This is a genomic window from Bradyrhizobium sp. AUGA SZCCT0160 (assembly GCF_018130105.1).
GTDB lineage: Bacteria > Pseudomonadota > Alphaproteobacteria > Rhizobiales > Xanthobacteraceae > Bradyrhizobium.
The window spans coordinates 79,422-97,843 of sequence record NZ_JAFCMD010000003.1; the positions used below are offsets into that span (position 1 = coordinate 79,422).

Below are 18,422 nucleotides of genomic sequence, written 5' to 3' on the forward strand. Positions count from 1 at the left end.
ATTGCGTGAGGAACTCGTGGTGCTAAGGGTAGCGGGGTCGTTTGTCCGGCCGCGAAGTTGCGCGATCAGATTAGGTGCGGTGACGCCCCGATTGGTTAAATTTGGTGCCGTTTTCGCCGGCTTTTAGCTTGTTTTCTTGGCAACTTCATCTTGCGCTTAGCCGAGTTTGTTTTCTTGGTTTTGACTGGAGTTCGCTTGGCGGGCCGCTTGTGAGCAACGCCACTAGTTACGAATCGCGTCACATCTATCGCCGCGATTTCGGGCTGCGGCGCATCCACGGCGGAACCACAAATATTGATCGCCTTCTTCTTGAGATGGGCCACTACGGCCGCGAACGTTAACTTAGTGCCAGTGCGGCTTGTCCAGCCGCGTACCTTCGGCTTTTGGTGCACAAGCAGCAAAACGCCGAAGCGTGATTCGCGCGCTCGCAAATACTTGTCACAAAGTTGCGTCTCCAAAGCGTCTTCGAGCTCGCCCAGCGTCCATGATTCAGCGATCTTTATCTCGATAGGAACACTTGCGTCAGTTGCTTTCGCGCGGAAGCGTACATCCGGCTCCTTCTCGTCGGCGACGTGAACCTCGCGCTCAACCGAATAAGATTGCCCCTGCTTCAAGCGCAAACGATCGGCAATGAACTTTTGCACTTTCTTCTCGCTGTCAAGCACAGACAACGTTTCGCCCTGCTGGAAGTCATCATGTATCAGGTCATACTGCAGGTCAGTGAGCCGACGAAGTCCGATCACTTGCAGTTCGCGCGGCGTTCGCGGTTGCGTCTCGGCAGTCTTCTCAAACGCAACAACCTGATCCGGTGTCCAGGGGGATAATTCTGAATCCTTGGCTGCACGTTCCTTTGCGAACACGAGCAGGCGTGCCTTGGGGATTGGAAAGCCTCGCACCTTCGTTAGTCGCATAATGGCATCGAAACCCGCGCGACCAGGCGTATTCAGCAGCTGACCGAACGCCTTCCCGCGCGCGCTTTCAGCGTCGTCCCGTTCGTCTGGGGAATATACGACTCCACTCGGGTGGACATTATCGTCTTCAAGGCGAATTTCGTTGAACGCGAGCCGAAGCATCCGTTCAAGGCTTCGAAGCGGAAGCTTGTGGATAGAGGAGTTATCATCCGAAGAGTGGCGACCGAAAATACTAGGCAGAGCACGTAGGATGAAGGTTGGTCGATCCTTTGGTCTCAGCTTCTTCAACCTAGTTAAAATCGCTTTGGTGCCCAACTCGCCATCAACAGAAAATAGAGATGCTAAGTATAGATTGCTGCTCGCTGGAGCAGTCGCGACATCGAATCGGTTCCGGAGTAGTGTGGTGAGCCGCGCATGTTGTGAAGCAGGTCCGCGTCCGACGATGTCAAGAATGCGGGCCAGCACTCCAGGAGAAAGATTTGACCGACCTTCGAGTTCTGTCAGGATCGCCGGCGCGATAAGCTCGGCGAGAAAGGCGTCGGCGCGCGCTAGCGCCTGTATCACCCAGAGTCGGGGAGCATCGCTTGGGAGATTGAGTTCTGCGCGTGCCTCGCACAATAGAACGTCCCTGACAACGGCAGGCTTTGCATGGGCAAGCTTTGCCAACCAGCTCGGAAACCCATTCAGTTCTAAAGTTGCATACTCCGCTGCTTTACGCGCGTCATCGTCACCCAGTTCATTCGCCCAGTTCGGGTTGGCGGTTGCCTCCAGCATGATGCCTGCGAGACCCATACTGTCCAATGAGCGGACTTGATTCTGTTCGTCCTTGCTCCGTTTGCTGTGAATCCATGGTGTCCAAGCGCGCCAGTGAGCAATGAGACCAAGACGAAAGCCCTCGGTCGCTTCGGCTCCAATCATCGGCTCCAGCGCGGCAACTTTAGATATTGAATAGTGTCGGACGGTGCCGACTGTCTGGCTAAGCAATAACCAAAGGTGAAAAAGCCTCGCATCGCAACCTGCTGACGTGGTTGGTCGCAAACTTCGCATTTCTGCTGGATTTTCTCTAATCCTTGCAGCGAATGTGATCCACGACTCGTCCTTCCGCGCGCGCTCGATTGCATTTCGATGTTGGGACTCTTTGAGTCGGTGTTCGCGTTCGATTAATGCAGGGGGTTTTTCGCGCGGTTCAAGCCAGCTCTTGACTGCTCTGCTCATCGCTGCGTCGGTCCCAGCCGCGGCGCGAATGCGGTCGAGTGAGGTGCTCGGCAAATTGTTCTCACGCGCGATTTCTATAGAAGCGCTAATTCCTAGTTCTCGTTCACTCTCCACCCTTCGTGTTGGTGCGTCCGCCAACAGCCAGTCGATGTCCTCTGTTCCCAGCGTGACAGCCCATCCAAGCATTCGAAGATCCCATAACGAGTCTATAGGACGACCCTGAAGGAGCCTATGTCCGGCGAAACGTTCAGCGAAGCGCCAGAACGAGAAACGGCGACGCGGCAAGGAGGCTTCCAGTCGAGCGATTACATCTGGCTTCCGCTCTCGAGCACTGTGCGAAGTTCGTATGCTTTCACCGAGACGAATGGCTGTATCGACGGCAGCGAGAGGCACTTCGTCTAAAGAACTCAGTTCGAGTAGGTGATTCGCGCCGGCCGCGATTACCGGGAAATATGCTTCCTCATGTGGGGTTGCCTCACGATCGTCGCTTGATGTGGTGCCCCCTAATTGGGCCAAGAGAGCTTCCAGAGTCCTTTCGAGATCGGCCTTCGAAGAAATCTTCGTGATAAGTCTTGGACCGAACCATTCCAAACCAAGCTCGCCGGGTCTTGCCGCGACACTCATCTTGCCGATTAAGTCGATCAGGTCGTCCACCGAGAGAAACTTAGGGAAGAGCCCTTCCGCGGCATTCCAAACTACTCTAGGAGACAAATTCGCTGCATGATCTGTAATGAACCTTGCATATTCTTCCATTGTCTTAGCGTCGGCGATAGTTAACAGCGCACCTCCAGCAAAGGTCGCTTCGCGCTGAGCACTAGACGAATCCAAAGCGATTTTAGTCGCAAGATCGGCGCAGTCACGGATTTCGCCAAGCCAGATGACCCGAAGCAACAAGCGACGAATTTCCTGATGCTTCGAATGCTTTTTCCATAGCCCGCGAACCGTAGCTGCTAGGTCGGGTTGGCAAAAGCGTTTCAAGTTGTCGGCGTCGAGTGGAGGGATTTCCTCACCGGAGGCTATGCGCTCTACCACCTGCGTCAGCAGGGCTTGCCTCGTTGTCGTTGCAAGCGAGGAGGGATCGCCCGTGTCCAGTAATAGGAACGGTTCACGTTTCATTACTTCCCGAGCAACAGACGCATCTCGGAGGGACAACCAAGCGGCGACCCTCAGCATCGATGGCCTTACAACGGGAATGCCATATTCGTCGCTAAAGAGTAGGTCGAACAGTGTCTGTTGCGAGAGGTCGTTCTGCCTCAGCCTGTGTAACCAGCGCGCTGCGAGGTAGCTTCTGACCGTACCCTGATTGTCATTGTGGATGCGAACTCTGCCCAAAGTGGCGGGATCGAAAACCGCTCGCGTCAGCAGACGCTCGCGCTCCAGCGCTGACCAATCGGGGAGCACGTCTGCAAGATCGATTAGCGACGCGCTATCCGTGAGATCAATCTCAGAATCGGGCACTGCAATTGTGTCTCGATATCCGAGCACCATCGCAGCGCCTGTACGCTCAACAGCGTGATATGCGCGTGTGGTATTTAGATTATCTTGCCGGGCGCGATCACGGTTTGACTCTTGGACACGCTCAGAAATGCATATCTCCAACATTTCGGCCAGCGCACCGAGACGCTTGTGGCTGTGCCAAAATTGAACTAGCCAGTCCAGGTCGAGTGGCCGTCGCGCAAATTGCCAAAGGTCAGCCGCGTCAAGCCGCGCTATGAACGTATCTAGGTTTTCTACGCCTTTCTCGGTTGCGAACTGTCGCACTCGCGTTGCATCGAGGCCGGCCATAACGACAACGATGGGTTGCTCCGGAGCTGGTGAGGACTCGACTCGTTCGTGATGGAGAGCGCCAACAATAAGTTCATCGGGCGTGGGTGGGGGAGGCAAAGCCTTGTCCAGAGGCAAGGCTAGTTGTTCGCTTAGTTCTGTGAGATCGCGCCTGAACTCCCAATCGGTGTAGCGTCCGGAGAGGAACACATGCGCACGTCGCTCCGCTCCGAAAATGGCCACGGCAAGTGCTCGCAGTGCTGCGGCTAAGCGAATGCCGCTTTGCTTAGCTTCGTCGACTGAATCAACAAAGAGCCAGCCGGCGTTTTCCGATGACCGCCAATCGGCGAAGCGAGCACGATCGGGAGCGTTCATCGATTCGAGAAGCCCTATTCTGCCGACATCTTGTACGGTTACGTAGAACGAGTACCTGCCTGCTTCGGATTGCTGTCGCGCTCGGGCTTTCATCTCCGTGGTCTTGCCGCTTCCAGCTTCTGCCAAAAGCACAACACGTCGTCGGGCAAGGAGGTCGGTCCACGTAAGGGCGCCCACGCTTTCACCAAAATCTGCAACCGTATCCAGATCAGATTCTTGGTTCTCGTGAAGCTCTACAAATTGTCGGTCAAGCTCGATGGACATTCGAGATACATCTTCTGTTTGCGTATGCCGCGTCCTCGGATAGCCAATCGCGCAGCACGCAGAGTAGGTATATGCCTATGGTTGCAGACTTGAAGTGCCACCACAACAATGCCTGAGATCGGCGCGGCTAGAGATTGTGGAAGTCGCAAAAAAAACGGCCGGGTCCTTCGACCCAGCCGTTCAAAACTCTAAAGCCCGCCAATGAAGCGGAGCTAAACCTTTAGCTCGCCTTCTTCACGTATTCCGGCTTGCCGACCTTCTTCTGGATCGCGCGCTTGAGATCGAGCGCGCGGGGCGACAGCACGTCGGCCTTGGCCTTGAGAAGGTAGCCGTCGAGGCCGCCATTGTGGTCGACGCTCTTCAGCGCATTGGTCGAGACGCGCAGGCGCACGTTGCGGCCGAGCGCGTCCGAGATGAAGGTGACATTGACCAGGTTCGGCAGGAAGCGCCGCTTGGTCTTGATGTTCGAGTGGCTCACCTTGTTACCCACCAGCGGGCCCTTGGCCGTCAGTTCGCAGCGCCGAGACATCGCACAAAATCCTCTTCCATCCCCGCAACCTGGCAGCGCATCATGGCGCCGCGCGGGGGTCCAAAATCATGTCCATTTTCAGGAACCGCGGACGTATAGGGCGACAGGCCCTAGGCGTCAAGGTTTTGCGGGGTTTCGCTTAAGATTTTGCGTACTCCCGGGAAGGCGGCATTGCCGGTTTGGAAGCCATTACAAGGGTTTAAGGATATCAAGACGTTAGGACCATATAAAGGGCGCAATCCCCGCCGACATCTCTGTTCCCCGCGGATTGAGCCACCGCAAGGGACCGCCACGCGTTGATTGCCGGATATTTCTGATTACATAAACAAGAGCTCGCGCCAGCAGGACCGTCAGTTACGTGACCACACGTGCTATTTCGCATCGTTTCGGCCTGTTGGGCAGTCTTGCGGCCGGCGCGCTGCTGTGGCTGGCACCGCTGGAAGCCTCCGCGCAGGGCCGGCTCGATGCCCATTACGAGGCGTCGCTGGCGGGCATTCCGGTCGGCAAGGGCACCTGGACCATCGAAATCGGCGATGATGCGTTTTCCGCCTCCGCGCAGGGCGGTTCCACCGGCTTGCTGCAGGCGTTTTCGGGCGGCAAGGGTTCCGGCGCCTCGCAGGGCCGCGTCGTGGGTGGCGCGCTGGTCGCCAACGCCTATACCGCGACCACCACGAGTTCGAAGAAATCCGAGACCATCCGCCTTTCGATCGCGAACGGGGGCGTGAAGGATTTTACCATCGATCCGGAACCGCCTGTCGATCCCGACCGCATCGTCGTGACCGAAGCGCATCGGAAAAACGTGCTCGATCCGATGACAGGCGCGATGATCCGCGTGCCTGGAACCGGCGATCCGCTGTCGCCGGAGGCCTGCCGCACCGGCACCGGCATCTTCGACGGCCGGCTGCGCTATGACCTCAAGCTCGATTACAAGCGCATCGAAACGGTGAAAGCCGAGCGCGGCTATCATGGGCCGGCCGTGGTCTGCGCGGTCTATTTCACGCCGATCGCGGGCTATATCCCCGATCGTCCCGTGATCAAGCACCTCGCCGCCCAGCGCAACATCGAGATCGCCTTCGTGCCGATCGCGGGCACCCGGATCCTGGTTCCATTCCGCATGACGATCCCGACCCCGTTCGGCCCCGCGATGCTGGAAGCCACCAGTTTTGTCACCACAGCCGCGCCGCCAAGGGTGGCGAAGACGCAGTGATATAGCAACGCGCTCTATCGCTCCCTCCCCCCTTGCGGGGGAGGGTCGGGGAGAGGGGTTCTCACGGGCAGTCTCGCTTGTGGCTACCCCTCTCCCCCGCCCTCCCCCGCAAGGGGGGAGGGAGCGCACTGTCGCTCGCGGCGCGATCGATGCAACTCATGAAGATGAATCCCATTGACTCTTCCGCGCTTCTGATTCGACTCCGAGCGCTCTCAATTTTAAGGAAACTCACCTGAAATCACCGCCTTGTGGAGCCCCGGCAAACTTGATCTAGTGCCGCATCATGAGCGCTAACGCTGGATGTTGCGGTGAACGAAGCCAGTTTAAGTAAGAGTCAGCGATTCCTTCGCGATTCGTTCTAGACTCGTTCCAGAGCTTAAGCCGCGACCGCATCACCGTCGCAAAGTGACACACATAACAAACCGTGCGGCGCCGCTGAGAATCAAAGAAACACCTGCAAATTATGGCTTTCTCCTACTCGTCCACGTTTGGACATGAACGCGCTCCCGGCGCCGGCGTTACCGCGGTGCTGGGGCCGACCAACACCGGCAAGACGCATCTGGCGATCGAGCGGATGCTGGGGCATTCGTCCGGGATCATCGGCCTGCCGCTGCGGCTGCTCGCGCGCGAGGTCTACAACAAGATCGCCGCGCGCGCGGGCACTGAGGCCGTCGCGCTGATCACCGGCGAGGAGAAGATCAAGCCGAAGAACCCGCGCTACTGGGTGTCGACGGTGGAAGCGATGCCGCGCGACATCGACGTGTCGTTCCTCGCGGTCGATGAAATCCAGATCGCGGCGGATCTCGAACGCGGGCATGTGTTCACCGATCGCATCCTGCACCGCCGCGGCCGCGACGAGACGCTGCTGCTGGGCGCCGCGACGATGCGGCCCATCATCGAGCGGCTGCTGCCGGGCGCGTCGATCGTCACGCGGCCCAGATTGTCGCAGCTCGAATTCGCCGGCGACCGCAAGATCACGCGCCAACCGCGGCGCACCGCGATCGTCGCGTTCTCGGCCGATGAAGTCTACGCCATCGCCGAATTGATCCGCCGCCAGCATGGCGGCGCGGCAGTGGTGCTGGGCTCGCTGTCACCGCGCACGCGCAATGCGCAGGTCGAGATGTTCCAGAACGGCGACGTCGATTATCTCGTCGCGACCGACGCGGTGGGGATGGGCCTCAACCTCGACGTCGATCACGTCGCGTTCGCCTCCGACCGCAAATACGACGGCTACCAGTTCCGCCGCCTGAATCCGTCCGAGTTTGCGCAGATCGCGGGCCGCGCCGGCCGCGCCACGCGCAATGGCACCTTCGGCACCACGGGCCGCTGCGCGCCGTTCGAGCCGGAACTGGTGAACGCGCTGCAGAACCACACTTTTGATAGCGTCAAAATGCTGCAGTGGCGCAATTCCAAGCTGGATTTCGCCTCGCTCGGCAGCCTGCAGGTCTCGCTGGCGCTCTCGCCGCAGCACGAAGTGCTGACCCGCGCGCCGATTGCCGAGGATTTGCGCGTGCTCGATCATGCGGCCCGCGACGGCGATGTGCGGGAAATGGCCCATGGGCCGGCGGCCGTGGAACGGCTGTGGGACGCCTGCCAGATCCCGGATTACCGGCGCCTGGCGCCGGCCGCCCATGCGGAATTGGTAACCACGCTGTACGGATTCCTGATGAAAAAGGGCCGGATTCCCGACGAATGGTTCGCCGCCCAGGTCGACCAGGCCGACCGCGTCACCGGCGATATCGACACGCTGTCGGGCCGGATCGCGCAAATTCGCACCTGGACCTTCGTCGCCAACCGGCCGGACTGGCTGGGTGACCCCGATCACTGGCAGGGGATCACGCGCGAGGTCGAAAATAAATTGTCCGATGCGCTGCATGAACGGCTAACGGAGCGTTTCGTTGACCGCCGTACCAGTGTATTGATGCGCCGCCTGCGGGAGAACAGTGTTTTGAATACGGAAATCGGCAAGACCGGCGAAGTGATCGTTGAAGGCCATGTGATCGGCCGCCTCGACGGATTCACCTTTGCACCAGATGCGGCGGAGGCCGGAAGCGACGCCAAGGCGTTGCAGGCGGCAGCACAGCAGGTGCTGGCCGGCGAGATCGACACGCGCGCCGAAAAGCTTGCGGCTGCGCCCGACGACGCCTTCGTGCTGACGTCAGATGGCACCATCCGCTGGACCGGCGATGCGGTGGCGAAGCTGGTCGCCGCCGACGACGCGCTGCATCCGCGGCTGCGCATCATTTCCGACGATCGCCTCAATGGCGCGGCGCGCGAAGCCGTGCAGACGCGGCTCGATCTGTGGCTCAAAACGCATATCGAAAAGCTGCTGGGCCCGCTGTTCGGGCTTGCCAAGGCCGAGGACATCACCGGCATTGCGCGCGGCATCGCGTTCCAGTTGATCGAGGCGCTCGGCGTGCTCGAGCGTTCGAAGATTACCGCCGAGATGAAGGATCTCGACCAGCCCTCGCGCGCGACGCTGCGCAAATACGGCGTGCGCTTCGGCGCCTATCACATCTATTTCCCGGGCCTGTTGAAGCCTGCGGCGCGTTCTCTCGCCTCGCTGCTGTGGGCCGAGAAGCAGGACAATGTCGATATGTCGGCGCTGTCAGGCGCGCAGCATCTGGCCTCGAGCGGCCGGACCTCGTTCGCGGTCGACAAGGCGCTGGCGCGCGATGCCTATCGCGTGCTCGGCTATCGCCAGTGCGGCGAGCGCGCGGTGCGCGTCGATATCCTGGAGCGTCTTGCCGATCTGATCCGCCCCGCTTTGGCGTGGCGCGAAAGTTCGCCGGGCGAAAAGCCCGCCGGCGCGTTCGATGGCCGCAGCTTTGTGGTGACGCAGGCGATGACCTCGCTGACGGGATCGGCCGGCGAGGATTTCGCCTCGATCCTGCGCGCGCTCGGCTATCGCTCCGAGCGCCGGGCGCCGCTGCCGCCGAAGCCGGTCGCGGCGACTGAGCCGGTGGTGGTGGAAGCCGCGCCGGTTGAGGGCACGGATGCTGTGACCGATGCGGCCGCGCCGACCGAAGTCGCGGCAGACGCGCCGGTGGAAGCCGCGGCTGAAGCGTCGGCAGAAGCGCCCGCGCAAACCGCTGACGAGACCGTGGCCCAGCCGGTCTCCGGCGATCCCGCGCCATCGGCCGCCTTGCTGCCCGAGGTCACCCTGGCGCCGGCGCCGGTGGAAGAGCCCGCGGTGGAAGCCGCGCCGGAGGTGGTCGAAGCCGAGGCCGTGGAGACACCGGTCGAGGAAGCCCAGGTGCTGACCGCATCGGAGGAGCCGGCCGCGCCTGACGTGACTGCCGCTGTTGAGGCGGCCACGGCTCCCGACGCGGTTGCTGTTGAAGCAACGACCGAAACCGTCGCCAGCGACGCCGCCCCGGCGGACGCTGCACCAACAGAAGCCGCCACTGAGGCCAAGCCCGACGCGCCTGTCGTGCCCGAAATGGTGGAAGTCTGGCGGCCCGGTGGCCGTTCGGAAGAACGCCGTCCGCACCACGACCGCAACCGCCAGCGTCGTCACGGCCATCAGCACGATCGCGCGCAGGCCTCGCAGGACGGTGCTGCGCCCGCGGCCGCTGCCGGCGAAGGTGGCGAGGCTGCGGGACGCGAGCAGCGTCATCGCCGCGGCCGTCGCCACAACGAGTTCCGCAAGCCGCGCGAGGGCGCGCCTGTTGACGCCAACGCCACGCCGCCCGCCGAGGGCGCACCGCAGGAGGCGCGTGCCGACAACCGTCCGCCGCGCGAGCGCTTCGAAGGCAAGGGCCGCGACAATGACAACCGCCGCGACAACAAGGGCGGTGGTCGTCCGGAGAAATTCGGCGGCGATCGCAACAAGGGTGACCGCAGCAAGGGTGGCGGGCGCGATAAAGGCGGCCGCGATTTCGGCGGGCGTGACAAGGGCGGCCGTGACAAGCGCGACTCCGGTCCGTCGCATCGGCAATACGCCACCAGCGCCGCGCCGCGCGAGCGTGACCGGCCAATCGATCCCAATTCGCCATTCGCCAAACTCGCGGCGCTGAAGGAACAGCTCGCCGGCAACAAGGATCGCTGATCCCTAAAAGGGTCCTCATTGGATCGACAGCGTCTCGATAAATGGCTGTGGCATGCGCGGGTGGTGAAGGCCCGCACAAGTGCCGCCGCATTGGTCGAGGCCGGCCACGTCCGCATCAACGGCGTGCGCGAGAAAGCGCCGGGACATGCCGTGAAGCTCGGCGACGTCGTCACCATCGGGCTCGACAATTCGGTGCGGGTGCTGAAAGTCGCAGGCTTCTCCGAGCGGCGGGGCGATGCCGCGGCCGCGCGCGTAACCTACGAGGATTTGCAGAACCGCAGGGAATGACTATCTGCAAACGAGCCCGTCAGGCGCTTGAAGACCCAAGCTTTCCGGCGCTGTGGCCTGCGTGTTGTTGCCTTGCTCTTCCCTTGCGGCTGCGCAGTTCATGCGCTACGCAAACCCCGGAAAAAGTTGACCGTTTCGGAGCCCTGGATGACTTACGTCGTCACTGATGCCTGCATCAAATGCAAATATACCGACTGCGTTGAAGTCTGCCCCGTGGACTGCTTCTACGAGGGCGAGAACATGCTGGTCATCCATCCCGACGAGTGCATCGACTGCGGCGTCTGTGAACCCGAATGTCCCGCCGACGCCATCAAGCCGGACACCGAGCCGGGTCTGGAGAAGTGGCTCGAGGTCAATACCGAATACGCCAAGGCCTGGCCCAACATCACCCAGAAGAAGGACCAGCCGCCCGACGCGAAAGAATTCGAGGGTGTGGAAGGCAAGTTCGAGAAATATTTTTCCAAGGAACCCGGTAGCGGGGACTGATTCGCCGGATCGCCCTTTCCAGACCAGTTGAGACCGCTCCGGACCTAATTTGAACCTAATTCGGAGCCACCAGACCCATACACAGCCTGCCGATTTAACCTTGTTGACGGACTTATGACCGAAAGGTCCCTGCAAAGGTCCGAAACGGGGCGTAAATCATTGATTTTTGCGGAAAATGTGCTATATTGGGCACATTACAAGCCGGATCCGGCCTTGCGTAACCTTGGCCCTCCCGGTGGTTCCGTAAAAAACATCGAACAGGGGCGTGGCAGTTCCGCGCGCAGGCTGTGTCACAGAAAACGCGTAAAAAGAGTGTTTCAAAGACTTCGAAAAAAGCCGCCGCGGCCAGCCGCAGCGCAACCAAAGGCCGTGCCAAGGCGTCCGTAAAGGAAGCCAAGAAGGCTGCAGCCACAAAGTCCTCGAAAAACAAAAGAAGCTCAATGCCTGACAAGACTGCAAAAACTGCCGCGAAAGCGACGGCTTCGAAGACCACTGCTTCGAAGGCCGCTCCGAAGACTGCCCCTAAAGCCGCTGTTGCTCCGAAGGCTGCCGTTGCTGCGCCCAAGGCCGCTGTCGTGGCGCCGAAGGCTGCCGCCCCGCGCGTGGAGGAGCCGAAGAAGGTCGTGACCCAGCGTCAGGGCTTCAAGGCCAATGAATTCGTGGTCTATCCCGCTCACGGTGTCGGCCAGATCCTGGCGATCGAGGAGCAGGAGATCGCGGGCGCCAAGCTTGAGCTGTTCGTGATCAATTTCATGAAGGACAAGATGACGCTGCGGGTGCCGACCGCCAAGGTCGCCAATGTCGGCATGCGCAAGCTGTCCGATCCGGCGCTGGTCAAGAAGGCCCTCGAGACGCTCAAAGGCCGCGCGCGCGTCAAACGCACGATGTGGTCGCGCCGGGCGCAGGAATACGAAGCAAAGATCAATTCGGGCGACATCGTTGCGATCGCCGAAGTGGTGCGCGATCTCTATCGCTCGGAATCGCAGCCCGAACAGTCCTACAGCGAACGCCAGCTCTATGAAGCGGCGCTCGATCGCCTGTCGCGCGAAATCGCCGTCGTCCAGCATTCGACGGAGACCGAAGCGGTCAAGGAAATCGAAAGCCAGCTCGCCAAGAGCCCGCGCCGCGGCGCCAAGGCCGAAGCCGGTAGCGAAGCCGACGGTGAAGGCGATGACGCCGACGCCGACGGTGACGATGCGGCCGTTGCGGACGAGGCGGCGTAAGCTGCTGCTTCACAGATTGAATTGCGAAAGGCCCGGTCGAGAGACCGGGCTTTTTTTTGTGATTGGTCGAAAATCCATCAACACGTCGTCCCGGACAAGCGAAGCGCGATCCGGGACCCATAACCACGAGTCTGCGTGGCCGCCGCGCTGGAGCTACAGCGTCGAGCAGACAATCGGTATCGGTGGCTATGGGTCCCCCGATGCGCAATTACGCATCTGAGATCGCACTCGCTACGCTCGCTTGTCCGGGACGACGGAGATTATGCAGTCAGCGGAGCAAATCTATTACGTGCGCATTTGACGCGATGTGGATGCCGACGCCGGCCTCTCTTTGCGGAAACCTATCTTGGCTCCGGCGTTGTCAATCAACGCAACTGATTGGAGCAAGAATGGCCACGGAACCCGCAACCTATGTTCCCCATAACGCGCTTATCCTCGTCGGCGATGGTCAAAAGGCGCTCTTCCTGCGCAACAAAGGCACCGCGCATCGGGTCCAGCTTGTTGTCGAACGCATTATCGAGCGCGACAATCCGCCGACCCGCGAGCAGGGTACCGATCGTCCGGGGCGATCCATTGCAAGTGTTGGTGCGGCCCGGAGCGCCATGGAAGAAACAGACTGGCACCACATTGCCGAGGAGCGATTTGCCGGCGAGCTTGCCGACGCGCTGTATCGCCATGCCCATGCCAATCATTTCGAGAAGCTTGTCATTATCGCACCGCCGAAAGTGCTGGGCAATCTTCGCAAGGCCCTCCACGCCGAGGTCATCGCATGTGTGACCGCGGAGATTCCAAAGGAACTGACGTCGCATCCGGTTGCCGAAATCGAGCGGCTTGTCGCGGCTTGAGCCGCTGGTCCGGATTTTTCGCAAACCCGACTCACGGCGAAACGAGCGCCGCGCCGGGTCCGATCGAAGCCAGATAAAGTTTACCGCGATGATCGGGAACGTTTCCTGAGCGCAATCATTCGGAGCATGTGGTGGCCGCAATGCAGTGGCCGGCAAGCAGGGCTCCGGCTGCATCAATCCATGATTGGTGGTTGGCTTTTGCCACCGGATCCGCTTGCCACAAATGCGGCAACGGACAAACCCTCTAGCAAGAACGGTTCAACAAGCACGGAAGGTGTGTCGATGAGAGTGAGCGAAGCAATGACGCGCGACGTCTACGTCGCCAGTCCGGACGAAACCATCCAGCAGGCAGCGATCGCCATGGCGGGGCTTGATTCGGGAGTCCTGCCCGTCGGTGACGCCGACCGGCTCATTGGCATGGTTACCGATCGTGACATCGCCATTCGCGGTGTTGCAGACGGCAAGGGCCCGGATGCGAGAGTCCGTGACGTCATGACGACGGACGTCAAATACTGCTTTGACGACCAGGATATCGGAGAGGTGACCCTCAATATGGGTGAGATCCAGGTCCGGCGCATGCCGGTCCTCGATCGCGACAAGCGTCTCGTCGGCATTCTGTCGCTGGGAGACGTCGCCGTTGTCGACGGCGATGGCGTGGCCGGGGAAGCGTTGAGCCTGGTTTCGCGTCCGGGAGGCGAGCACACGCAGACCGGCTAGCACCGAAGACGTGCTTAACATCGAAAGTGGAGCAGATCATGAAGCTGAATTCGACACAGGTTAAACAAACCCTGAGCCAGTTCCAGGCCGAGGTTCTTCCCGACGATCATCCGGCGGTCGCCCAACTGAACAATCTGTTCGGCAACCACACGTTCTTTCTGGATACCCGCGGCCTCAAGGTTCTCGAACCTACCGGGGCGCCGGAGACGGAAGCCCAAAGCGGCGAAGTCGTCAGTCTCGCCGACTGGAGCGATGCGACGCTCACAAGCCTGAGGCCGCATGAACCGGAAATGACGGGTGTAGTCGTGGTGCTTGAGCCGAGCAGGCATTGATCTGCATCGTCATTGCGAGGAGCGAAGCGACGAAGCAATCCATGCTTGCTTTGCGGCTATGGATTGCTGCGCTTCGCTCGCAATGACGGTGGCTGATCGCCCCTCCGCCCAAGCAATTTCGCGCGTCAATCCACCACGATCTTGACGCGGTCGCGGGTCTTGACCTGGGCGTTGGCGTCGAGACCGTTGAGGATGCGGAAGCGCTGGGCCGGGCGGTCGACGCCGGACATGCGGTGCGAGAGCGATTCCACGGTGTCGCCGGGCTGCACGGTGATGACTTTTATGCGCAACGGACGTGCCGCCTGAATCTCCTCGAGCGTCAGGCGGCGGAACGAGTTGACGGTCTCGCGCGCGTTGCGCTCGCTTTCGGTGGTCTTCTGCTTGGCGGCAAAAATGAAGCGGTAGACGTCGCTGCCGAAGCGCAGCGCGTAGACCTTGAACTGCCACTGGTCGCCACTCGCCGAGGCCGACGCCGCCGGGAAGCCGTTGATGGTGAGGTCCTCGGTCGAGGCCTTCTCGACGCCTTCCATCCAGCCGGAGTTGAGGTAGTCGCCGAGCGTCTGCTCGGCCGGCACCCGTACCACGTCGAAGCGCATCGCCTGCGTGCCGCCTTCGCGGACGCCGATCACGGCCTGCGCGGTGTTGTCGAGCGTGAACGTGTCGGGGGCGGCAAACGTGAAACCGAGCTTCGGATGCAGGAAGCGTCGGCCGCGCACAAAGCCTTCGCTGGGGTCTTCGCCATAGACAATGTTGTCGATCGCGGCGAGATAAGTCTCGCGGTCGCGCTCGCCGCCCTCCGGCGAAGCGAACTGCCGGGCCGAGTTCTGCGCATTCTGCACGCGCTCCGGGGTTGCCGGGTGCGACGACAGAAAGTCCTGCGCGCGGGGATCAAGCGAGGTCTTGCCGGCCTTCAGCGCCGCGTTGCGCTCCATCGCGCTCAGGAAGCGCGAGGCGCCATAGGGATCGAAATGCGCGCGCGCCGAAATACCGACGCCGATGCCGTCGGCCTCGAATTCCTGGGCGCGCGAGAAGCTCGCCATCGTCAGTTTTGTTTTCGCAAGCGCCAGCGCGGTCAGATCCGGATCGTTGCTCATATCGGTGACGACGCGGGTGACGACAGCCGCCTGCCTTGCCTTGTCGTCGCGGATCGAGGCGTGCTTGGCCAGCACATGCGCCATTTCGTGGCTCAGCACCGAAGACAATTCCGAGGTGTCGCTGGCGAGCGCGATCAGGCCGCGCGTCACATAGAGCTGGCCGGTCGGCAGTGCGAACGCGTTGACCGCGCCGGAATTCAGGATTGTCACCCGATAGGCCTGGTCGGGACGGTCGGAGGCCGCGACCAGCCGGTCGACGGTCTTGCCGATCAGCGCCTCCAGCTTCGGATCGTCATAGGCGCCGCCATAGGAGGAGAGGATGCGCTCATGCTCGCGCTCGCTCGCCGGCGTCTGCGCCACGGTGCGGTTCGGTTTGGCGGGCGAAGTGGCCGTCGTCGGCGCTGCGGTCTCGAACCGGCCGCCGACACTGCCGCAGGCCGACAGCGTCAAAGCAGCGCACAGCACGGCCGGCACAGCCAAAAGGCGGCGGCCTGTACTTCCCTCGCGCCGTCCTGAACGCTTCGTCACGTCAGCCCACTCTTCTCTTCCGAACGAGCTAATTCCCGCCGAGTACTTCAATCTGTCCCACCCGAAGCACGTCGATCCGTGGCCCACCCCGCGCCTCGACATAGCCGCGGACACGAATCCGTCGATTTTCGAAGGACTTAGGCGACAGCCCGGCCGCCTCGAACGCCGGTATCATGCGCCTTGAAATAGTCACAGCAAAGTCCCGTGTCCAGTTCCGGCCAAAATTCAGATAGGTCGTTGCCCCTGCCTGCCGCACGGACAAAACCCTGCCCTCGACCACCGTAAAGCGCCCAATCCCGGCCAAAATATCGCCGGGACTTTCCGCGTTTTTTATGGCCGCCGGATCAGCCCAGGTTCCCCTTTTGGCCCGGCGCGCCTCGGCCTCGGCGGCCGCCAGTTCCGCGGCGCAGTCCTTGTCGGCCATTTCGGTCGAAACCAGCGCCTCCCCGCGGCGCAGCAGCTCGCTTTGTACCGGCGTCTCGGAACCCGGCAGGAACACGAAGGCGGACTGGCGGCCATAACGGTCCGGCGCGTCGTCGTCGCCGTGCAGTGTCACATCGCGCCCGGTAACGATCGAAGACAGGGCTGCCGCGCCCGCCGTTTTGGTTTTGTCCGAGGCGGCGGACACGATGCCGGCGAGACGGACTTCGCGGCCGTCATCGAGGCGAAAACTGCGCGCGTCGATCACGGCGGCGACGCGGCCTTCGCCTTGCGGTTCGAAGATGCAGCCGGCGGCGTTGGCGGGAGTGGTGGCCATGACGGCCGAGCCACATATCAGCATGACCGTGATGTGCGAACTGTGACGGTTGTGGTCCACGCGTCTCATATCGTTGGTGTCTGCTCCTTGTGATATCATCATACCGCATCATCAATCCTCATGGTGAGGAGGCGCGCATGCGCCGTCTCGAACCATGAGGCCTCCGGTGATCCTCTCTGGCTTCGTCCTTCGAGACGCTTGCTTTGTAAGCCCCTCAGAGTCTCTCTCAAAAAGAGATCCATGAAATAGCGCCTTGGTACCGAACGTCGTCATGCCCGGCCTTGTGCCGGGCATCCACGTCTTCTTTCTTTAGAGCGAGAAGGAAGACGTGGATGGCCGGAACAAATCCGGCCATGACGAACTCTACATGAGGCGCCATTCCGCTTAACGGAAAAACGCATGCGAGACGCGCTCCGCGCGCGCCTTGCCGCTGTGGGAGCCATGCGGCATGATCGCGCCGAGTGAAATTCGAAGCCGCTGGCAATGCGGCAGCCAAGAAAAGGGAGGCCTTCATGAAACGGTTTGTCACGGGCATTTTCGCCGCTGTCTCGGCGATCAGCCTGGCGATGTCGAGCACGGCTGCGCTGGCGCAGGCCAAACCGCCGCTCAAGCTCGGCGGCATCCTCGACATGTCGAGCCTGTATGCTGACATTACCGGCCCCGGCAGCGAGTATGCGGCCAAGATGGCGGTGGAGGATTTCGGCGGCGAGGTGCTCGGCCGCAAGATCGAGATCATCGCGGCCGATCATCAGAACAAGGCCGACCTTTCGGCCAACATCGCCCGCGACATGTTCGACAATCAGGGCGTCGAAATGCTGTTCGACGTCGCGGCGTCCGCCACCGCGCTGGCCGCCGGCGAGATCGCCAAGGCGCGCAACAAGATCGTGATCTTCAACGGCCCCGGCTCGATCCGCCTCACCAACGAAGCCTGCGGTCCCCTGACTGTCCATTACGTGTTCGACACCTACGGCCAGGCCAATGTGACCGGCCTGGCTTCCGTCAAGCAGGGTCTGGACAGCTGGTACTTCCTGACCGCGGACTATGCGTTCGGACATGATCTGGAAAAGGATACCGCCAATGTGGTGGCGAAGTCCGGCGGCAAGGTGCTCGGCAGCGTGCGGCATCCGCTCAACACGTCCGACTTCTCCTCGTTCCTGCTGCAGGCGCAGTCTTCCAAAGCCAAGGTGATCGGCCTCGCCAATGCCGGCGGCGACACCATCAACGCCATCAAGCAGGCAGCCGAGTTTGGATTGATGAAGAGCGGCCAGAAGGTCGCGCCGCTGCTCGCCTTCGTCACCGATATCGACAGCATCGGGCTGGAGACCGCGCAGGGCCTCCTGCTCGCCGAAGCGTTTTACTGGGACCTCAACGACGATACCCGCGCGTTCTCAAAACGCTTCATGGATCGCATCAAGCGCGTGCCGACGTCGGCGCAGGCCGGCGTCTATTCCTCCGTCACGCATTATCTGAAGGCGGTCAAGGCCGCGGGCACCACCGATTCGGCGGCCGTCATGAAAATCATGAAGGAGACGCCGATCAACGACATGTTCGCCAAGAACGGCAAGATCCGTGAAGACGGCCGCATGGTGCACGACATGTACCTGTTCGAAGTCAAGAAGCCGTCGGAATCGAAAGGCCGCTGGGACGACTACAAGCTGCTGGCGACCATTCCCGGTAACGAGGCGTTCCAGTCGCTGGAATTGTCGCGCTGCCCGCTGGTGAAGAAATAGAAATTGGGACCTCGTCATTGCGAGCGAAGCGAAGCAATCCATAGCGCGGCAAGAAGATAGAATGGATTGCTTCGTCGCTACGCTCCTCGCAATGACGTTGAGAGAT

General features: G+C 61.2%; 14 protein-coding genes. 9 read left to right on the forward strand and 5 right to left on the reverse strand.

What is annotated here, in order from left to right:
* Nucleotides 1–95: 95 nt before the first annotated feature.
* Both JQ558_RS06565 and rpmB read right to left on the reverse strand, forming a co-directional pair.
* Nucleotides 96–4,529 (reverse strand): hypothetical protein, encoded by a 4,434-nt coding sequence (locus JQ558_RS06565; RefSeq protein WP_212293153.1) that lies wholly within the window; start codon nt 4,527–4,529, stop codon nt 96–98.
* A 220-nt stretch (nt 4,530–4,749) separates the two neighbouring features.
* On the reverse strand, nt 4,750–5,058 hold the full coding sequence (gene rpmB / locus JQ558_RS06570) for a 50S ribosomal protein L28 (protein WP_192736494.1): 309 nt from the start codon (nt 5,056–5,058) through the stop codon (nt 4,750–4,752).
* A gap of 391 nt (nt 5,059–5,449) precedes the next feature.
* Here rpmB and JQ558_RS06575 point away from each other — a divergent pair, with 391 nt between their 5' ends.
* From JQ558_RS06575 to JQ558_RS06610, 8 genes are all read left to right on the forward strand, one after another.
* On the forward strand, nt 5,450–6,265 hold the full coding sequence (locus JQ558_RS06575; protein WP_212293329.1) for a DUF3108 domain-containing protein: 816 nt from the start codon (nt 5,450–5,452) through the stop codon (nt 6,263–6,265).
* Nucleotides 6,266–6,728: 463 nt separating this feature from the next.
* Nucleotides 6,729–10,316: a helicase-related protein gene (locus JQ558_RS06580; RefSeq protein WP_212293154.1), complete on the forward strand. Its 3,588-nt coding sequence runs from the start codon at nt 6,729–6,731 to the stop codon at nt 10,314–10,316.
* An 18-nt stretch (nt 10,317–10,334) separates the two neighbouring features.
* On the forward strand, nt 10,335–10,604 hold the full coding sequence (locus JQ558_RS06585; protein WP_212209758.1) for an RNA-binding S4 domain-containing protein: 270 nt from the start codon (nt 10,335–10,337) through the stop codon (nt 10,602–10,604).
* 147 nt (nt 10,605–10,751) lie between these two features.
* Complete coding sequence (gene fdxA, locus JQ558_RS06590) at nt 10,752–11,090, forward strand: ferredoxin FdxA (protein ID WP_192736497.1); 339 nt, start codon at nt 10,752–10,754, stop codon at nt 11,088–11,090.
* A gap of 440 nt (nt 11,091–11,530) precedes the next feature.
* Entirely contained in the window at nt 11,531–12,313 is a 783-nt protein-coding gene (locus JQ558_RS06595) for a CarD family transcriptional regulator (protein ID WP_212209757.1), read from the forward strand.
* 311 nt (nt 12,314–12,624) lie between these two features.
* Nucleotides 12,625–13,158 carry a host attachment family protein gene (locus JQ558_RS06600; protein WP_312014964.1) on the forward strand — a complete coding sequence of 178 codons (534 nt, stop codon included), beginning with the start codon at nt 12,625–12,627 and terminating at the stop codon, nt 13,156–13,158.
* A gap of 282 nt (nt 13,159–13,440) precedes the next feature.
* Entirely contained in the window at nt 13,441–13,875 is a 435-nt protein-coding gene (locus JQ558_RS06605; protein WP_212209755.1) for a CBS domain-containing protein, read from the forward strand.
* 38 nt (nt 13,876–13,913) lie between these two features.
* Nucleotides 13,914–14,207, forward strand: coding sequence for a hypothetical protein (locus JQ558_RS06610; protein ID WP_212209754.1), 294 nt, complete (start codon nt 13,914–13,916; stop codon nt 14,205–14,207).
* Between the two features lie 125 nt (nt 14,208–14,332).
* Here JQ558_RS06610 and JQ558_RS06615 read toward each other — a convergent pair whose 3' ends face one another.
* The 3 genes from JQ558_RS06615 to JQ558_RS37810 form a co-directional block, all read right to left on the reverse strand.
* The gene (locus JQ558_RS06615; protein WP_312014965.1) at nt 14,333–15,829 is read right to left on the reverse strand and encodes a M48 family metalloprotease; all 1,497 of its coding nucleotides are present in this window, start codon (nt 15,827–15,829) and stop codon (nt 14,333–14,335) included.
* Between the two features lie 28 nt (nt 15,830–15,857).
* Nucleotides 15,858–16,586 carry a thermonuclease family protein gene (locus JQ558_RS06620; protein WP_409410489.1) on the reverse strand — a complete coding sequence of 243 codons (729 nt, stop codon included), beginning with the start codon at nt 16,584–16,586 and terminating at the stop codon, nt 15,858–15,860.
* Nucleotides 16,587–16,812: 226 nt separating this feature from the next.
* Nucleotides 16,813–16,941 (reverse strand): hypothetical protein, encoded by a 129-nt coding sequence (locus JQ558_RS37810; RefSeq protein WP_283814155.1) that lies wholly within the window; start codon nt 16,939–16,941, stop codon nt 16,813–16,815.
* A gap of 157 nt (nt 16,942–17,098) precedes the next feature.
* Between JQ558_RS37810 and JQ558_RS06625 the strand changes: the two genes are divergently transcribed.
* The gene (locus tag JQ558_RS06625; protein WP_212293157.1) at nt 17,099–18,316 is read left to right on the forward strand and encodes an ABC transporter substrate-binding protein; all 1,218 of its coding nucleotides are present in this window, start codon (nt 17,099–17,101) and stop codon (nt 18,314–18,316) included.
* Nucleotides 18,317–18,422 lie beyond the last annotated feature (106 nt).